This window comes from Campylobacter volucris (assembly GCF_008245045.1).
Classification (GTDB): domain Bacteria; phylum Campylobacterota; class Campylobacteria; order Campylobacterales; family Campylobacteraceae; genus Campylobacter_D; species Campylobacter_D volucris.
Genome location: NZ_CP043428.1, coordinates 1,217,774 through 1,235,210, shown reverse-complemented (window position 1 = coordinate 1,235,210; position 17,437 = coordinate 1,217,774). Strand labels below are relative to the sequence as shown.

General features: G+C 27.7%; 13 protein-coding genes, 1 tRNA gene and 1 other RNA gene. 9 read left to right on the top strand and 6 right to left on the bottom strand.

From position 1 onward, the window contains the following. Positions 1–18 precede the first annotated feature (18 nt). From CVOLT_RS06380 to CVOLT_RS06370, 3 genes are read left to right on the top strand one after another with little or no spacing between them, the layout of a single operon-like run. Positions 19–705 carry an MlaA family lipoprotein gene (locus CVOLT_RS06380; protein ID WP_039665968.1) on the top strand — a complete coding sequence of 229 codons (687 nt, stop codon included), beginning with the start codon at positions 19–21 and terminating at the stop codon, positions 703–705. An 8-nt stretch (positions 706–713) separates the two neighbouring features. After that, positions 714–1,280: a transporter, toluene tolerance family gene (locus CVOLT_RS06375; protein ID WP_039665967.1), complete on the top strand. Its 567-nt coding sequence runs from the start codon at positions 714–716 to the stop codon at positions 1,278–1,280. Beyond that, positions 1,280–3,700: an efflux RND transporter permease subunit gene (locus tag CVOLT_RS06370; RefSeq protein WP_039665966.1), complete on the top strand. Its 2,421-nt coding sequence runs from the start codon at positions 1,280–1,282 to the stop codon at positions 3,698–3,700. The genes CVOLT_RS06375 and CVOLT_RS06370 overlap by 1 nt, the downstream gene beginning before the upstream one ends. On the opposite strand, the gene CVOLT_RS06365 is transcribed toward CVOLT_RS06370, so the two are convergent. Further along, positions 3,697–4,308 carry a non-canonical purine NTP pyrophosphatase gene (locus CVOLT_RS06365; protein ID WP_039665965.1) on the bottom strand — a complete coding sequence of 204 codons (612 nt, stop codon included), beginning with the start codon at positions 4,306–4,308 and terminating at the stop codon, positions 3,697–3,699. The two genes, CVOLT_RS06370 and CVOLT_RS06365, sit on opposite strands and share 4 nt — an antisense overlap. Before the next feature lie 79 nt (positions 4,309–4,387). Between CVOLT_RS06365 and CVOLT_RS06360 the strand changes: the two genes are divergently transcribed. Beyond that, positions 4,388–5,689, top strand: coding sequence for an MFS transporter (locus CVOLT_RS06360; RefSeq protein ID WP_039665964.1), 1,302 nt, complete (start codon positions 4,388–4,390; stop codon positions 5,687–5,689). 5 nt (positions 5,690–5,694) lie between these two features. On the opposite strand, the gene CVOLT_RS06355 is transcribed toward CVOLT_RS06360, so the two are convergent. Both CVOLT_RS06355 and ruvB read right to left on the bottom strand, forming a co-directional pair. After that, positions 5,695–6,738, bottom strand: a complete 1,044-nt coding sequence (locus CVOLT_RS06355) for an AI-2E family transporter (protein WP_039665963.1) — start codon at positions 6,736–6,738, stop codon at positions 5,695–5,697. Then, entirely contained in the window at positions 6,728–7,738 is a 1,011-nt protein-coding gene (gene ruvB / locus CVOLT_RS06350; RefSeq protein ID WP_039665962.1) for a Holliday junction branch migration DNA helicase RuvB, read from the bottom strand. Before ruvB ends, CVOLT_RS06355 begins: the two co-directional genes overlap by 11 nt. 91 nt (positions 7,739–7,829) lie before the next feature. Here ruvB and CVOLT_RS06345 point away from each other — a divergent pair, with 91 nt between their 5' ends. From CVOLT_RS06345 to CVOLT_RS06330, 4 genes are all read left to right on the top strand, one after another. Continuing rightward, entirely contained in the window at positions 7,830–8,240 is a 411-nt protein-coding gene (locus CVOLT_RS06345; protein WP_039665961.1) for a hypothetical protein, read from the top strand. 1 nt (position 8,241) lies between these two features. After that, positions 8,242–8,600: a transfer-messenger RNA gene (gene ssrA, locus CVOLT_RS06340) on the top strand. 70 nt (positions 8,601–8,670) lie between these two features. Continuing rightward, positions 8,671–12,417 (top strand): type II restriction/modification enzyme, encoded by a 3,747-nt coding sequence (locus CVOLT_RS06335; protein ID WP_039665960.1) that lies wholly within the window; start codon positions 8,671–8,673, stop codon positions 12,415–12,417. 1 nt (position 12,418) lies between these two features. Next, positions 12,419–13,975, top strand: a complete 1,557-nt coding sequence (locus CVOLT_RS06330) for an AAA domain protein (RefSeq protein ID WP_039665959.1) — start codon at positions 12,419–12,421, stop codon at positions 13,973–13,975. A 29-nt stretch (positions 13,976–14,004) separates the two neighbouring features. On the opposite strand, the gene CVOLT_RS06325 is transcribed toward CVOLT_RS06330, so the two are convergent. Together CVOLT_RS06325 and CVOLT_RS06320 are read right to left on the bottom strand one after the other, a co-directional pair. After that, positions 14,005–14,934 (bottom strand): ribose-phosphate pyrophosphokinase, encoded by a 930-nt coding sequence (locus CVOLT_RS06325; protein ID WP_039665958.1) that lies wholly within the window; start codon positions 14,932–14,934, stop codon positions 14,005–14,007. Between the two features lie 65 nt (positions 14,935–14,999). After that, positions 15,000–15,404 carry an acyl-CoA thioesterase gene (locus CVOLT_RS06320; RefSeq protein ID WP_039665957.1) on the bottom strand — a complete coding sequence of 135 codons (405 nt, stop codon included), beginning with the start codon at positions 15,402–15,404 and terminating at the stop codon, positions 15,000–15,002. Between the two features lie 65 nt (positions 15,405–15,469). On the opposite strand from CVOLT_RS06320, the gene ciaB reads away from it, so the two are divergent. Beyond that, positions 15,470–17,329, top strand: coding sequence for an invasion protein CiaB (gene ciaB / locus CVOLT_RS06315; RefSeq protein WP_084059217.1), 1,860 nt, complete (start codon positions 15,470–15,472; stop codon positions 17,327–17,329). Here ciaB and CVOLT_RS06310 read toward each other — a convergent pair. Continuing rightward, positions 17,308–17,397 (bottom strand) — tRNA-Ser (locus CVOLT_RS06310). The two genes, ciaB and CVOLT_RS06310, sit on opposite strands and share 22 nt — an antisense overlap. Between the last annotated feature and the right edge of the window lie 40 nt (positions 17,398–17,437).

Sequence of the window (17,437 nt, the reverse complement as noted above, 5' to 3'; positions counted from 1 at the left end):
TTTTTTAAAGGATTTAAATTGTTAAAATATCTTATTAGTTTGCTTTTGTTTTTTAACACAATGCTTTTTGCACAAAGCTTTGAAGAATTTGATCAAGAATACCAAAAACAAGAAATTCAAGATGACTTTTATACTTATAATAAAATGATGTCTCAATTTAATTATAATTTGTATCATTATTTATTAAGACCTGTAACACTTTCATATAAAACCGTTATGCCACAAGTAGCAAGAACAGGGATAAAAAATGTATTTGAAACCACAAGATCGCCTTTAAAAATTGCAAATCATCTTTTGACTTTGGAATTTAAAAAAGCAGGAGAGGAATTTGGAAGATTTTGTATTAATGTGCTTTTTGGTTTTGGTTTGCTAGATAGTGCTAGCAAGACTTCTTTAAAAAGCTATGATGCTGATTTTGGAACTACGCTAGGCAAGTGGGGTGTAAAAAGTGGCCCACATCTTGTTTTACCAATCTTAGGCCCATCTAATGTTAGAGATGCTTTGAGTTTGCCACTAGATTGGTTTTTAATCCCTGAAGCTTATATAGGAAATTTTTGGCTTGGTATAGGTGTAAATGCTGCTTTAAAAGTCAATGAGCTTAGTTTTTTACATGAACAAATTGATGATGTTTACCAAAATAGTGTAGATTATTATATTTTCTTTCGCGATGCGTATGAGCAAAGACGCCAAGAATTGATCAAATAGGAGATTTTATGCGTAAAATTTTGGGATTATTATTTAGCGTTTGTTTTGTTTTTGCTTTGCAATTAGAAGAAATTTCTAAAACAATGCAAAATAACATCGATCAAAGCGTTAAAATTTTAGAGCAAAATAAAAACAATCACACTAAGGCAGCTGAGCAAATTTTTGCTTTATTTGATCATATTTTTGATTATCAGTTTATGGCCAAATTAAGCTTATCAACTAGGTATGAGCAATTAAGTGATGAAGAAAAAAAACAATACAATCAAGCCTTTGAGGCTAATCTAAAAAGAAGTTTTACAGAAAAACTTGCTTTATATGATTCGCAAAAATTAAAAGTTGTTAATTTAGAAGAAAAAAACAAAAGAGTATTTTTAAAAACTTCTATGGTAGTAGATGGTAAAGAAAATTTTGTGATATTTAAATTTTACAATAAAAACGGAGATTGGCAAATTTATGATGTAGATATTTTTGGAGTAAGTATTATACAAACTTATCGCTCACAATTTAAAGATGTGTTGCAAAATGCTGATTTTGCTACCTTGCTTAGCAAGCTTTCTAATGTTAATTTTAAATAATGCTAAGCAAAATAATCCAGTTTTTTTTAAAATTTCCAAAAATTACTTTAAGTTTTAGTTTAGCTTTTTGTTTATTTTTTACTTTTTTTTCAAAAAATTTAAGCGTAGATGCTAGTGCGCAGAGTTTGCTTTTAGAGCATGATGAGGATTTAAAATTTTATAGAGAAATTTCAAGTCGTTACGGCGGTGATGATTTTTTAATGCTTGCTTTTACCCCAAAAGATGTAGATTTATTTTCACAAAAAAATTTAAATTTTATTAAAAATATTAGCGAAGAGTTCGCTCAAATTAAAGGTGTAAAACAAGTTTTTTCTATAGCCAATGCTCCTTTACTTCAAAGCTTTAATGATAAAGATTTAAAAGAAATTATCAAAAATATTCCTAATATTTTTAGTCAAGATATTAATATAACTTTAGCCAAAAAAGAAATTTTAAACCATCCTTTTTATAAAAATAATCTTATTTCTAAAGATGGTAAAACCGCTGGAATTTTAATTTATCTTGAGCCTGATCTAACTTATAATGCTTTGATTCAATCAAGAGATGAAGCAAAAAATGAAAAAGAAAAAGAACATTTTAGAGTTTTGATTAAAGATCATCAAGAGCTTATGAGAGAATTTAGCAAAGCAAGATTGGATAAAATCAATAATATAGTTGATAAATACAGCAAAAATGATGATTTTTTACACCTTGGTGGTGTGGAGATGATTGCTAATGATATGATCTCTTATGTAAAATCTGATCTTGTAGTTTATGGTTTAAGCTTAATAGGGCTTTTATTTATAGTGCTATGGTGGTTTTTTGGTTCTTTGTATTGGGTGTTTTTGGCTTTGGGTATTTGTATTATTTCACTTTTTACTTCTAGTGGAATTTTTGCACTTTTAGGTTTTGATATAACCATTGTTTCGTCTAATTATGTTGCTCTTGTTTTAATCATCACTGTTTCTGTAGTCATACATTTAATCGTTCATTTTATAGAAAATTTACAAAAACATTCAAAATCTAGTGTTTATAAGATATTATTATCAACCTTACTTGCTAAGGCAAATCCTAGTTTTTATGCGATTTTAACAACGATTGTAGGATTTTTAAGTTTTATTTTTTCTGATATTGAGCCTATTATTAAGCTTGGTATTATGATGAGTCTTGGAATTGCACTAAGTTTGATTTTAGCTTATGTATTTTTTGCAAGTGTTGTGGTGCTTTTACCAAGAATGAAAACTAAAAAACTTGATCAAAATTCACTAAAATTTTTACAATTTTGTGCAAATGCTAGTTTAAATCATAGAAAAATTATTTATTTTATAAGTGTAGTTTGTGTGGTGTTTGCTCTTTTTGGAATTTCCAAAATTCGAGTAGAAAATAGCTTCGTTGATTATTTTAAAGATAGTTCTAGGATTAAACAAGGTTTATTAGTCATTGATAAAGAGCTAGGTGGGACTATGCCTTTGGATGTGATTGTTAAATTTAAAAATACTCAAAATAGCACTACACTAGATGAATTTGAAAAAGAATTTGAAGATTTGGCTCAAGATGATAGGTATTTTTTTAGTAGCGATAAAACAAGAATAGCAGCAAAAGTGCATAATTTTTTAGCTTCGCAAAATTTTGTAGGATCAGTTCTTAGTTTGCAAAGTTTATTAGAGCTTGGAAAAAATATCAATGATGGTAAGCCTTTAGATGATTTTGTCTTAGCATTTTTATATGAAAATTTAGAAACTTCTTTTAAAAATCAAATTCTAACTCCATATGTGAGCATTAAAAATGATGAGTTAAGATTTAGTATAAGGGTGTTAGATAGTAATCCTAATTTAAGACGCGATGAATTTATCAAAAAACTTCAGCATGATTTACAAATACTTTTGCAAAATGATAATGTTGAAGTTAAAATCAGCGGTATTATGCTTTTGTATAATAATTTACTTCAAAATCTTTTTGCATCACAATTTGATACTTTGGTTTTTGTTATTTTTGTTATTTTTGTATTATTTGTGCTAATTTTTAGAAGCTTTTTTTATGCTTTTGTAGCAATTTTGGCAAATATCATTCCTTTGACTTTAGTGTTTGGTTTAATGGGATGGCTTGGAATTTCTTTAGATATTATGAGTATTACTATAGCTGCTATTTGTATAGGAATAGGTGTTGATGATATGATTCATTATATTCATAGATTAAAAGAAGAATTAAAACACAAAAAATTAAAAGAAGCTATAATTGCTTCACATTTAGGTATAGGTAGTGCGATTTATTATACTAGTTTTGCAATTATTTTAGGATTTTTAGTGATGGTAAGTAGTAATTTTATCCCTACTATTTATTTTGGATTACTTACGGTTTTAGCTATGAGTTTGCTTTTGTTTGGCTCTTTGTTTTTATTGCCAAGTTTAATCATCACTTTTTCTAAAAAAAACAAATCTTAATTTAATTTTTCCAAAAGTCTTAATATATAATTTGCTAACTTTAAAGCTTTTGTGCGATGAGAAATTTGAAGTTTGATTTGTTCATCAAGTTCGCCTAAAGTTTGAGTAAAATTATTAGGTATAAATAAAGGATCATATCCAAATCCATTGCTTCCTTTTGGAGTATCAATGACTAAGCCGTGCATATAGCCGTGAGTGTAAAAATTTCCATATTTTGAGCTTATGGCAATTGCTGCTGTATAAAATGCTTTACTTTGAGTGAGGTTTTTTTCGTGTAATTTGCGTATAAGTTTTTGATTATTAGCTATATCATTTGCTTTTTTAGAATATCTTGCTGAAAAAATTCCAGGAGCATTATCTAAAGCTTCTACGCTTATGCCACTATCATCACTTAAAATTATAAAATCATCTTTTTTTAAGGCATTAAAAATAGTGGTTGATTTAATGAGTGCATTTTCTTTAAAACTTTTTCCATCTTCAATGATTTCAAAAGGTTTTATAACTTCATCAAGGGCATAAATTTCATAAGTATTATTTAGAATTTTTTTGATTTCTGCTATTTTATGTAAATTGGAACTAGCAACAACAATTTTTAATTTATTTTTCAAAGATTAGCCTTTTTGTAAATCGCTTTTAAAAAAAGTTTATCAAAATCATAGTAAAATTATCCTTTATTAAGGAGAATATATGCTAAAAACAGTTTTACCTTTATCTTTTATAATTGGAACTAGATTTTTTGGATTATTTATAGTTTTGCCAGTATTAAGTTTATATGCTTTAAAACTTCAAGGTGCTAATGAATTTTTAGTAGGTTTGTTAATTGGTGTTTATGCTTTAATGCAAATGGCTTTGCAAGTTCCTTTTGGAGTAATCTCAGATAAAATAGGGCGTAAAAAAACTATGTTAATAGGGCTTATTGTTTTTATAATAGGTTCTTTGATTTGTTCTTATGCTGATGATATTTATACTATGATTTTTGGAAGATTATTACAAGGAGCTGGAGCTATAGGAGCTGTAGCAACGGCTATGATAAGTGATTTTATCAATGAAGAAAATCGTGGTAAAGCTATGGCTATAATGGGTGCATTTATAGGAATTTCATTTGCAGCTTCTTTGGTGCTTTCTCCTTTGCTAAGTGCAAAATTTGGCTTATCGAGTTTATTTGATCTTAGTGCTATTTTGAGTTTTATTTGTATAGTATTGCTTTTTAGTGTTGTGCCAAAAGAACAAGCTATTCATCATGAAAATACAAAAACTCCTTTGAAAACACTTTTAAAAGAAAAAAATTTAGCACTTATGAATTTAACTAATTGCATGCAAAAAATGCTTATGAGTATCGCATTTTTAAGCATTCCTTTGGTTTTGGTGCATGAGTTTAATTACCCAAGTGAGAATTTATGGCATGTTTATGTTAGCTCTATGGTGCTTGGATTTTTAGCTATGGGTTTATCAGGTTCTTTAGGAGAAAGAAAAGGACTTAGTAAAGAAATTTTACTTTTAGGGGTGGCATTTTTTATTATAGCTTATGCGATTTTTGCTTTTTCTGACAATGCTTTATTTTTTATGGTAGGAGTGGTAATCTTTTTTGTAGGATTTAATTTGCATGAGCCTATTATGCAAAGTTGCGCGAGTAAATTTGCTAAAGTAAATGAAAAAGGTGCAGCTTTAGGAGTGTTTAATGCTTTTGGTTATTTTGGAAGTTTTTTAGGTGGTGTTGTTGGAGGATACTTTTTGCATCATTTTAGCTTAACAATGCTTGCTAGTGTGTTGATAGTTTTATCAGTTGTTTGGTTTGTATTGTTGCTGTTTTTACAAAGTCCTTCTGAATTTAAAAATGTATATTTGCCTTTAGATATACAAAAAGATTTAAGCGTTATTAAAGATTTTAAAGGGGTTTTAGATGTATATAAAAACTCTAAATTTTTAGTGATAAAATATAATAAAAAACTCACTAGTGAAGAAGAAATTTTAGCGATTATTTCAAAATAATCGCTTTATACAAAATGTCTTTCGTTTAAAATCACATATAATTTTAAAGTGGAAATAAAAAAAGTTAATATAGCAGGCCCTAAAATAATTCCCCAAAATCCAAAGCTTGAAATTCCAGCTATCATTGCAAAAAATATCAAAAGTTCGTTAATTTGTGTTGGGATTTCTACGAGTTTGTTGTTGATCCATTTGATGATATAAGGTTTTACTAAAGTATCTGCAACAAAAGAAATCATAATCACGCTATATAAAAATATCACTAAAGCTGCATTTAAATTGCCATTTGCAAATTCATAAAGTGATATTGGCACATAAACTAATGCCCCACCAACCACAGGTATCAAAGAACTAAAGCAAAATAAAATTCCCATTAAAATAGCATCATAGCCATAAAATTTTGTGATGATTCCAAAAAGTATTCCTTGTAAGATTGCATTTAACACCATAGAATAAAACACCACGGACATTACATTGCTTACTTCGCTTAAAATCCCTTGTGTTTCTTCTTTTTGCATAGGAACTATGGTTTTAATATAGCTAATTAATCTAGCCCCATATAAATTTGCAAAAAAGTAAAAAACACAGATTAAAACCATATCTGTTAAAAATTTGGTTCCAAATTTAGTTGCACTAGAAATATACCCTAAAATATTTTTCGAAATAGAATTAAAATCAATACTTGCTAAAGTTTCTTGAATTTTTGGTTCTATAAAACTTAAAGATTCTGGTAATTCTAAATTATAATTTTTAAAATATTGTATGGTATTGTAAATATAATTGATGTCAAAATTCTTAGCTGCTTTGGCAAGTTCTATGATAGCATATACAAAAGGTATGAAAAATAAAGCTAGCATAAACAAAGTAGTTGCAAGAGCTGCTACAACTTTTTTGTCTTTAAAAATAGTTAGAAATTTTACATTGACATTAGAAGTAGAGACAGCCATCAAGCTAGCTATGGCAATATTCATCAAAAAAGGTTGGAATAAATATAGCACCCAAAATAAAACGATTAAAATAAAACTAATTAGAAAAAATTTGCTATTTTTCATCAAATAAACCTTTATTATATTTTAGTTTTAAAACATCAAAGCTTTTTAAACTTGCTATGCGTCCTTTAGCAGTTCTTTCTATATAGCCATTTGCAAGCAAATAAGGCTCTATGACATCTTCAATAGTGTTTTCATCTTCACTTAATGCTGCAGCTATGCTAGAAAGCCCTATGGGTTTTCTTTTTGCTTGTGTTAAAAGTTCAAGATATCTTAAATCCATAGCATCAAAACCAAGCTCATTTACTCCTAATGAATCAAGTGCCTCTTTAGCTCTTTTTTCGCTGATGATAGACTCATCATTTACATCAGCAAAGTCTCTTACTCTTTTTAAAAGTCTTAAGGCTATTCTTGGAGTAGAGCGGCTGCGTTTGGCTATTTCTAAAGAAGCTTTTGTTTCACAAGTTTTATTAAGTTTTATAGCAGCTTTTTCTAAAATGATAGCAAGCTCTTCATCTTTATAAAATTCAAGGCGAAATTGCATCCCAAAACGATCTCTTAAAGGATTGCTTAGCATACCCGCTCTTGTGGTAGCTCCTATGAGTGTAAATTTTGGTAAATCAATTTTTATGGTTTGAGCAGCAGGCCCACTACCTATGATGATATCAAGTCTAAAATCCTCCATAGCAGGGTAAAGCACTTCTTCTATAGCAGGACTTAAACGATGAATTTCATCGATAAATAAAATATCTCCTTCTTGAAGATTTGTCAAAATCGCTGCTAAATCACCGCTTTTTTCTATCATGGGTGCGGCTGTGGTTTTGATGTTTGCATTCATTTCATAAGAAATGATGTTAGCTAAAGTAGTTTTACCAAGTCCTGCAGGACCACTAAAAAGTATATGATCTAAACATTCATTGCGTTTTTTTGCTGCTTTTATAAAGATTTGTAAATTTTTTTTGATATTTTCTTGACCTATATAGCCATCAAAATTTGAAGGTCTTAAGCTTGTTTCATAAGTTTCATCTGGGGAAAATTTTTCAATTTCTACAATTCTATCCATTTTTTTCCAAAAATTAATTTTTGTATGAAATTTTAATTTTATCTAAAATTTGCTAAAATAAACATTTAAACTTTAAATTATAGAAGTTTTTATGGGAATTTTAGAGCAATTAGAGATAGATTATGAGCTTGAAGAAATCGAGCGTTTTTTGTATTTTTTTAGAAGCCTTTGTGATATTTTAGAACCTTTGATTGTGAAATTAAGCAGTGATAGTGAAAAATACAAAGAGGCTTTAAAAGATTTAGAGCAAAATATACATAATGTTGTATGGGCTGCTAAGAGATTAAATTTAGATGAACTTGTAAATTTTTGCACTTTTTGTGAAGAGATTACAAATGAAGCTTTAAAATTTGATGGTCCAGCAAGTGATGAATTTGTTGATTGGATGTTTTTAGTAGCTGAGCAACTTGAAAAATATTGTGCTGATTATGAAAAAAATGCTTCGTTTTTAAGTGTGTTTAATCCTCAAATTGCAAATGTACCTGATAAAATTTCTAAATAACGGGGACGACTTGGCTTCGACAGGAGTAGAGTGGCCTTGGTGGCATGTCGCTTTGAGCAAAGCGTAAAAAGCTCAAATTAAAATTAAACGCAAACAACGTTAAATTCGCTCCTGCTTACGCTAAAGCTGCGTAAGTTCAGTTGAGCCTGAATTTTAAGTGATACTATCTAGCTTAGAATTTGGTCATTTTTGATAGTGTAGATTAGAATTTGACAAATTTTAATCGAAATTAAAGTCTTAGTCTAGCTTGAAATTTTGGAAGGTGAGTTTGGCTAGATGAATTTTTCACCTTTGCTAAACATGTAGATGCCGTGGTTGTTTTATTTTTGGACAGGGGTTCAATTCCCCTCGTCTCCACCAGAATTGCTCTTAGTATTTTAAAAAGTTCTTTTTGTTATCATTTGAAAAATAATATAAAGGTGCTTTTTAAATGAATTTTTATCAAGAAATTAAAAAATATTTAAATAATAATCTCTTTACAAGTTATACATTAGAAGTTGAATTTCCAAATATATATAATTTTAAAGAAAATGAAAAAATATACAAAAACAACCTAGATAAAATCATAAAATTATATGATATAGAAAAATTTAAAAAACAAAACGAGCATCAATTTGAAGATGATTTTATATCAAAAGTATTAGAAATTCTAGGATGGAAATTTGTAAGACAAGATATCAAAATCATACAAGGAAAAGAAGAAAAACCTGATTTTTTACTATTTTATGATGAAAAATCAAAAATAAAATATGAAAAATTAAATAAAGAAATAAAAAAATCAAACAACGACTTCGCCATCATAGTAGAATCAAAAGCTTACGAAGTAGAAATAGACAATAAAAAAGTAAAAGAAAATCCGCATTTTCAAATTTTAAGATATTTGAGTAATCTCAAAAAAAATTATGGCTTTTTAACCAATGGAAGATTTTGGCGTTTTTATGATAATTCCATACTTAGTTCAAATAAAATTTTTTATGAAATAAATTTAGAACAAATTATAAAAGATCAAAATTATCAAGCTTTTGCGTATTTTTATAGCGTTTTTAGTCTTATAAATTACACTCAAGAAAATCACATAGAAAAATCCTTACAAGTTAATAAAGAATCAAAAATTAAAATAGAAGATGATTTAAAATCCATAATATACGGAACAAATGGTAATGAATCTTTATTTGAATTTATAGGAACTAAAATTTATACTAAAACTCAAGCAAATTTGCAAGAAATTTATGAAAATTCTTTATATTTTGTATTTAGGCTTTTATTTATTGCTTATTTTGAAGATAAATTTGAAAATATTTTAGAAAAACATAAATATTTTAAAAGCAAAATTAGCATAAAAACTTTATTGCAAAATTTAAGTGATGATGAAAGCTCAAGTGCTGGTTTTGGCGATTTAGAAACTATTTTTCAAATTTACAATGAAGGTAAAAATAGTTTTGATATGCCTGTTTTTAATGGTGGGTTATTTGATACTCAAAAAACAAAACTTTTAAATACTCCAAAAATTTTTAGCGATAAAGATCTAAAATATATTTTAGAAAAATTATTAAATTACAAAGATAAAAATTTAATTTTCACAAGAGATTACAAAACCTTAAGCGTAGAACATTTAGGGACTATTTATGAAGGCTTGCTTTCTTATTTTTTTGAAATAGCAAGTGAAGATATATACTATGTAAGTTATAAAGAAAAATCTAAAGAAATAGAATGCTACTTTGATAATTATGATTTTAAAATGTTAGAAAAATCAAAAAAAGTAGAAAAATACACTTTTTATAAAAAAGGACAAATTTATCTTAAAAATACTAGCAATTCAAGAAAAGCAAGTGCGAGTTTTTATACACCTCAATCTATAACAAATTTTTTAATACAAAGTGCTTTAAAAGATAAACTAAACAACGAAAATATTTTAAAATTTAAAATTTTAGACAATGCTTGCGGTAGTGGGCATTTTTTAGTTAATGCTTTAAATGCAATCACTCATATTGTTTTAAATGACTTTGATAATTTTACAAATTTAAAAGAACTTCACGAGCAAGAAAAAGAAAATATTTTAAATTCCATAAAAGATTTTGTGCAAGATTATGAGCTAGATGAAAGCGATGTTTTAAAAAGATTATTGCTAAAGCGTATTATCTATGGAGTGGATTTAAATCCTTTTAGTATAGAGCTTACAAAACTTAGTCTTTGGATAGATAGTTTTATCTTTGGGACTCCACTTTCTTTCATAGAACATCATATAAAATGTGGTAATGCTTTGATAAATTCAAGCATAAATGATTTTAAAAATTTAACCATGCAAAATGCAAATAACCTTTTTACAAATTCCATCACTAAAGAATTTGAAAATTTAAAAGAAGTTTTTGAAAAATTAGACAATCTAAAAGACACAAACGAAGAAGAGATAAAACAATCTAAACAAATTTATAAAAATGAAATCACACCAAAACTTGATAATTTAAACTTATATTTAAATTACATAAATACTTTAAAATTTGCAAACAAAGAAGAATTACAAATTTTGCAAGCTTTAAATCAAGATGGCATAGAAAATCTAAATCAAAACGAACAAGCAAAAAATATCATCACAAAATACACTAAAAAATTTAAATTTTTTAATTATGAGATAGAATTTCCTGAAATCATAGAAAATCAAAATTTTAAAGGTTTTGATGTTATCGTAGGCAATCCACCTTGGGACAAAACTAAATTTAGTGACGATGATTTCTTTCCACAATACAAAAGCGATTATAGAAGCTTAATCGCTAGCAAGAAAAAAGAAATTCAAAATAACTTACTAGCTAAAGATTATATAAAGCAAAATTACGAAAAACAAAAAGCATATATAAATGATTTAAACGAGTATTATAAAAATTCTTATCCGTTAAATAAAGGTAGCGGAGATGGAAATTTATTTCGTCTTTTTGTAGAAAAAAATCTTTCTCTTTTAAAACAAGAAGGAAATTTAGCTTATGTTTTGCCTAGTGCTTTGATGTTTGAAGATGGAAGCTTAACTTTAAGAAAAGAAATTTTAGAAAATAAAACTTTAGAATATTTTTATAGTTTTGAAAACAGACAAGCTATATTTGCTGATGTAGATTCAAGATATAAATTTGCCCTTATGCTTATAAAAAATACACAAGCAAATCACACTCACAAAATCAAAACTATGTTTTATAAAACAGATATTAGCTCATTAGAAAACAAAGATGAAATTTTAACTCTAAGCTTAAAAGATATCAAAAAGCTAAGCCCAACTCACCTAGCCTTAATGGAGCTAAAAGACAAACAAGCTTTAGAAATTTTAAAAAAATCTTACAATGCTTTTGAAAACTTATCTTTTGATTATATAGATTTTAGAAGAGAACTTGATATGACAAATGATAAAGATTTGTTTATAGAAGAGTTTAGGGAAGGACTTTTGCCTTTATATGAAGGTAAAATGATACACCAATTTGACCCAAATTTTAGCCAAGCTACTTATTTTTTAGAAAAGGCTAAATTTGATGAGCGTTTAAAAAACAAAGAACTTTCAAGAGCTAAAAAAGCTACTGGCAAGGAATTAAAACCTGAGTTAATAAAATATGATAGAGAATTTTTTAGACTTGCTTATAGAGCTGTTGCAAGGGATACCGATGAAAGAACTTTAATAGCTTCTTTATTGCCAAAAAATTGCGGATTTGGACATAGTATGTTTGCAAATGTGCCAAAACAATATGTTTTAAAAGATGATGGAATTTCTATAGATGCAATGCCTTATGAAAGAGTTTTGTTTGTTTTAGCTTTGTTTAATTCTTTAGTGGTTGATTTTATTATAAGAAATATGGTGCAAATCAATGTAAGCAAAACTTACCTAGAAAGAATTCCTCTACCTCAACCAAGCGATGAAGAATTACAAAATAATGAAATTTACAAAATCTTAGCTAAAAATGCTTTGCTTTTAGAGCTTTATAATGATAAAAATCATTATTTTGATGAACTAAAACAAGAATTTAACATAAAAGATGAAGAAATTCCAAAAACCAAAAAAGCCTATGATATCTTAAGAGCAAAAAATGACATTTTGATAAAAGGACTTTATAGTTTAAATGATGATGAATTTTCTTACATCATAAGCACTTTCAAAGTCTTAAATCAAAAACAAAGTGAATATATAGCGTTGTTAAGGAGTTAGGGTGGAAGAATATATTTATTATTTACCTGATGAAAATGGAATAAAACAAGAATTTAAAACAAATACAAATTCTATTATAATAGTAGGTGCTAATGGTTCAGGTAAAAGTAGGCTTGGAGCTTGGATGGAAAAAGAATGTGAAAATTTATATAGAATTCCAGCTCAAAGAGACACGACTATATCAGAATATATAACAAGACATAGCTATAAAGAGGCTAAAAATGATTTGTTTTATGGAAATATTAATTATGATTCATATAATATTTTCAGTTATAAATATAATGGATTTGAAAATGCAACAATAAAGCTTCATAGTGATTATGATAAGCTTTTAAGCTATGTCTTAGTTTATGAACACGAGCAATTAAGACAAGAACATAAAAGTGGCATAAAAACTGAAAATATCATAGATAAAGCTAAAAACATTTGGAAAGAAATTTTTACTCATAGAGAAATAGAACTTAAAGAAGATGAATTTTTATGCGTTATGAGTAATCAGCACGAATATGAAGCAAGAATGATGAGTGATGGAGAAAGAGCTGTATTATACTTGATAATGTATGTTTTGTGTATTGAGAAAAAAATTATCTTAATTGATGAGCCAGAATTACACTTGCATCCATCTTTAACTAATAAACTTTGGAGTGTTTTAGAAAGACATAGGCAAGATTGTTTATTTATATACATAACGCATGATTTAAATTTTGCTGCAAATCATATAGAAGCGGATAAATTTTGGATTAAATTTTACAATGGACAAAAATGGGAAATAGAAAAAATAGAAGAAAATGATATACCACAAGAATTATTTTTAAAACTTTTAGGTGCTAGAAGAAATATTTTATTTGTAGAAGGAAAAAGTGAAAGTTTAGACACTAAAATTTATAGCATACTATACCCACAATATCAAATCATACCATGTGATGGTTGTGAAAATGTTTTAAGCTATACAAAAACTTTCAACGAACAAAATGCCTTGCATGGTTTTAATGCTTATGGAATTATAGATAGAGATTTTAGAACCAAGGAAGAAATAGATAACGCAAATAAAAATCAAGTGAAAGTTTTAGAGGTAGCTGAAGTAGAAAATTTATTTTTATTAGAATGTGTTATTTTGGCTATTTTAGAACAATCAGACGAAAAAGAAAAATTTGAAGAAGTAAAAGATTATATCTTTGAAACAAAATATAAAAATTTTCTACAAAATCAAATTTCAGAAAAATTAGAAAAAGAAGTAAAACATAAATTAAAATCTATATTTAAAGAATCAAAAACACCTGGGCAAATACAAGAAAAGATTAATTCTTTAGAGCGATTAATAGATTTTGAAAATCTACACAAAAAGATTGAAAATAAATTTAATTTTGTATATGAAAATAAAGACTATGATGAATTATTAAAAATATTTAATCAAAAAGGAATTTTTAAAGATGGTGGGTTTTTGAATAGAGTTGGTAAAACAAAGGAAGCTTATGTAAAATCGGTTTTAAAATTATTAAGAGAAAATGAAGAGCTTAGAAAAGAAGTCTTAAAATATATTCCAAGCTTTACAGAATAATTCTTTGCAAGGATTACCTTGCAAAGAATTTATACAAATAAAGAATTCACGCTTTCATTATGATAAACTCTGCGTATTACCTCACCAAAAATTGGTGCTACGCTTAAGACTTTGATTTTATCCATTTGTTGTTTTAAAGGTATGGTATCAGTTACTACTAGTTCATCTAATGCATCTTTGGCTATTCTTTCATAAGCTATACCACTAAGCACAGGGTGGGTACAACAAGCTATAACAGATTTTGCACCTTTGTTTTTAAACACTTCAGCTGCTTTGACTATGGTTCCTGCTGTATCGATGATGTCATCTACTAAAATCACTTCTTTATCTTTTACATCACCTATGACATTCATCACTTCACTTTCATTGGCTTTTTCGCGTCTTTTATCGACTATGACTATGTCAAGTCCTAAAGCTTTTGCCACGCTTCTAGCTCTTGCTATACCTCCTATATCAGGACTTGCGATGATAGGATTTTTATAATTTTTATTTTTAATATAATCATTAAAAATAATACTTCCATAAAGATTATCCACAGGTATGTCAAAAAATCCTTGAATTTGTCCAGCGTGTAAGTCTATAGTGGCTACTCTATCTACGCCAGCTGATTCTATAAGATTTGCTACTAATTTTGCAGTAATTGGTACCCTAGGACTTGCTTTTCTATCTTGTCTTGCATAGCCAAAATAAGGGATAATAGCAGTAATAGAGCTTGCACTTGATCGACGCAAAGCATCAGTCATGATTAAAAGCTCCATTAGATTATCATTAGTTGGTGCACAAGTACTTTGTATGATGAAAACATCTTTTCCACGCACACTTTCATCTATTTGAATACTAATTTCACCATCACTAAAGCGTTTGATGCCAGCATCGCTTAAAGGCAAAGAAAGATACTTAGAAATTTTTTTTGCAAATTCTTCATTTGCAGAGCCAGAAAATATTTTATATCCACGCATATATAGCCTTAGAAGTTTTTTTGTGATGATATAGAAAGTTTTTTAAAAATACAATAAAATTTATTCTAAAAGCCGTGTATTCTTTTTAAATCAGCATCAATTGGCAATTTATTTCCATTTTTATCAACACTAACATAAGTAGCAGTGGCAGAATTAGTATGTATGCAATATACATTACCATTTTCATTGGCTCTTTGAGCGACTACTTTGATTTTTACAGTTATTGAAGTGCTTCCAGCTTTTATGATTTTTGCATAGCAAGATACTAAATCTCCTACAAATATAGGTTCTTTAAAGCTAACTTCATCCATAGCAATAGTTACTACTCTTTGAGGAGATAATTCTCTAGCTGCAATGCCACCAGCTAAATCCATTTGAGATAAAATCCATCCACCAAATATATTGCCCGCAGGATTTGTATCGCTTGGCATAGCTATAATTTTTAATTTTGCTTCACCCATATTTTTCATACAATTTCTCCTTGTATTTTCAAAAAAATATTATAATTAAGAATGAAAAAAAAAGAAAGGTTAATATGAATGATTTTAAACAAATTGCACAAATTGTAAAAAATAGAAAACAAAACATCAATGATCTTTATAAAATTTTACAAAACAATCAAAGCCATCCTTTAATTGATAGAGCTTTAGAGCTAGCTGAACTTGACAATGAAAAAAGCAATGTTTTAGCTATTTTGCGTCGTTTGGTGGATTTAAAAGAAGAAAATTTAGTTCAAGAGCTTGAAAAAAAAGGATTGAGTGAAGAAGAAATTACGCAGATTAAATATAAAGTTCATTCTTTAGTAAGGGCTTTTTATGAAGTAGAACATCAAGATTTAATCGATGAAATTAAAACTAAAAATTTGCTTGATGAATTTTATTTAGCTTTGATTCAAGGGGTGCATAATATAGGCGTTGTGATGAATTCTTTTGATATTGTTTGGAGTAAGCAAATTTTAGATACTAATAATAAAATTTTAAAAGAACAATTTCCAAATTTAAGTGATGTATTAGAATTTTTAAAACAAAATAAATTATACCAATTAAATCAAGATGAGCAAATTTGTGAAAGAAGTTATGGAGCTTTGGTAAAGATAGGAACTATTTGGAGATTTTTACCTTATGCTAAAGCGTTTGAAAATGAAGTTTTAAAACTTGAGTATGAATTTGACAAACTTTTGGAAAAATTAAAAAATTATGATTTAGATGATGGTAAAAAAGCTTATGTTGATTATATAGAAAAATTAAAATTAGCATTTTGTGAAAAAAATAATGATGAGGTGATTAAAAAATGGCAAGAAGCTGAACTTGCATGGATGGAAGTAAAATCTCCTTTGCAAATAGGTCATCCATTAGAATATTATGAAGATTCTTACACACATGCAGTTGCTTTAGAATGGGATATACGCTTAGAAGATGTGAGTGATTTTAACGCTGATAATTTTAAGCAAAAAATTAAAGAAAGTTTTTCTATGATTTATGAAAATTTAGAAGAAAAAGATGAAAAACTTTTTGAAGAAGTGAATTTTAATTTAGATAAAACTCAACTTTATATTTGTATGCCTATGATTTTTTATGGAGCAGAGCTTAAAGGACTTTTTTCGGCTCAAGTAGTGCCAAATGATGAATATGTAAGCAATATTGCTGGTAAAAAGATTTTTGCATTTTTAAACTATGTGTATGAAAATGCTAAAACAAAACCTTTTATGAAACTTTCATCTATGATTTTTGAAAAAGAATTTTTAGATTATGGGCGACAAATTTTATTTTTTAATGAAAAACTTTGGAAAAAAATATATGAAGTTTCCACTATAGGTCATGAATTTGGACATATTTTCTTTGTGGCAAATGATAGTGAAAAGAAAATGAATGAAAGTGGGGTGTTTAAAAATATTGAAGAATTTAAAGCTACTGCAGGCGGGCTTGTGAATTTCTTTTTACATGAAGAAGAGGAGCTAAAATTACCTGTATTTTATGAGCTTATAAAAAGGGCTGTAGGTCTTATAGCTTGGCAAAAAGTTGAAGAGGTAAAACCTTATTACACTGAAGGTTTGATACATCTATCATTACTTTTTAACGCAAGAGTATTGGTATTTGAAGATGAAAAATTAAATATAGATTTTAGCATAGAAGCGTATGAAAGATTTAAAAAAGTATTTTTAGAAAATTATTATGAGCTTGCAAGACATTATGTATTAAAAGAAGATGCGAAAAATTATTTGGATAAATTTTGTATTTTAGAAGATGAGGTGTTTTTACCACTTGATGAAGAGTACAAGGAATTTGTAAAATATTACTATGAACTTTATCAATTATATGGAAATGATATTGATGAAAGTGGGGAATTTGAAAAATACATAAACGCTATTGAAAGTGGCGGACAGAGAGGGATTTGAACCCTCGAGACCCGTTAAGATCTGCACCCTTAGCAGGGGTGTGGTTTCAACCACTCACCCATCTGTCCTTAAAAGTCGTAAGTATATCTTAAATTTTATAAGATATAC

What these genes read in the sequence shown, in the direction of transcription:
- CVOLT_RS06335 (WP_039665960.1), top strand. Translation starts at nt 8,671, where the DNA reads ATGAATTTTTATCAAGAAATTAAAAAATATTTAAATAATAATCTCTTT.
- CVOLT_RS06370 (WP_039665966.1), top strand. Translation starts at nt 1,280, where the DNA reads ATGCTAAGCAAAATAATCCAGTTTTTTTTAAAATTTCCAAAAATTACT.
- CVOLT_RS06320 (WP_039665957.1), bottom strand. Translation starts at nt 15,404, where the DNA reads ATGAAAAATATGGGTGAAGCAAAATTAAAAATTATAGCTATGCCAAGC.
- ciaB (WP_084059217.1), top strand. Translation starts at nt 15,470, where the DNA reads ATGAATGATTTTAAACAAATTGCACAAATTGTAAAAAATAGAAAACAA.
- CVOLT_RS06325 (WP_039665958.1), bottom strand. Translation starts at nt 14,934, where the DNA reads ATGCGTGGATATAAAATATTTTCTGGCTCTGCAAATGAAGAATTTGCA.
- CVOLT_RS06345 (WP_039665961.1), top strand. Translation starts at nt 7,830, where the DNA reads ATGGGAATTTTAGAGCAATTAGAGATAGATTATGAGCTTGAAGAAATC.
- ruvB (WP_039665962.1), bottom strand. Translation starts at nt 7,738, where the DNA reads ATGGATAGAATTGTAGAAATTGAAAAATTTTCCCCAGATGAAACTTAT.
- CVOLT_RS06355 (WP_039665963.1), bottom strand. Translation starts at nt 6,738, where the DNA reads ATGAAAAATAGCAAATTTTTTCTAATTAGTTTTATTTTAATCGTTTTA.
- CVOLT_RS06360 (WP_039665964.1), top strand. Translation starts at nt 4,388, where the DNA reads ATGCTAAAAACAGTTTTACCTTTATCTTTTATAATTGGAACTAGATTT.
- CVOLT_RS06375 (WP_039665967.1), top strand. Translation starts at nt 714, where the DNA reads ATGCGTAAAATTTTGGGATTATTATTTAGCGTTTGTTTTGTTTTTGCT.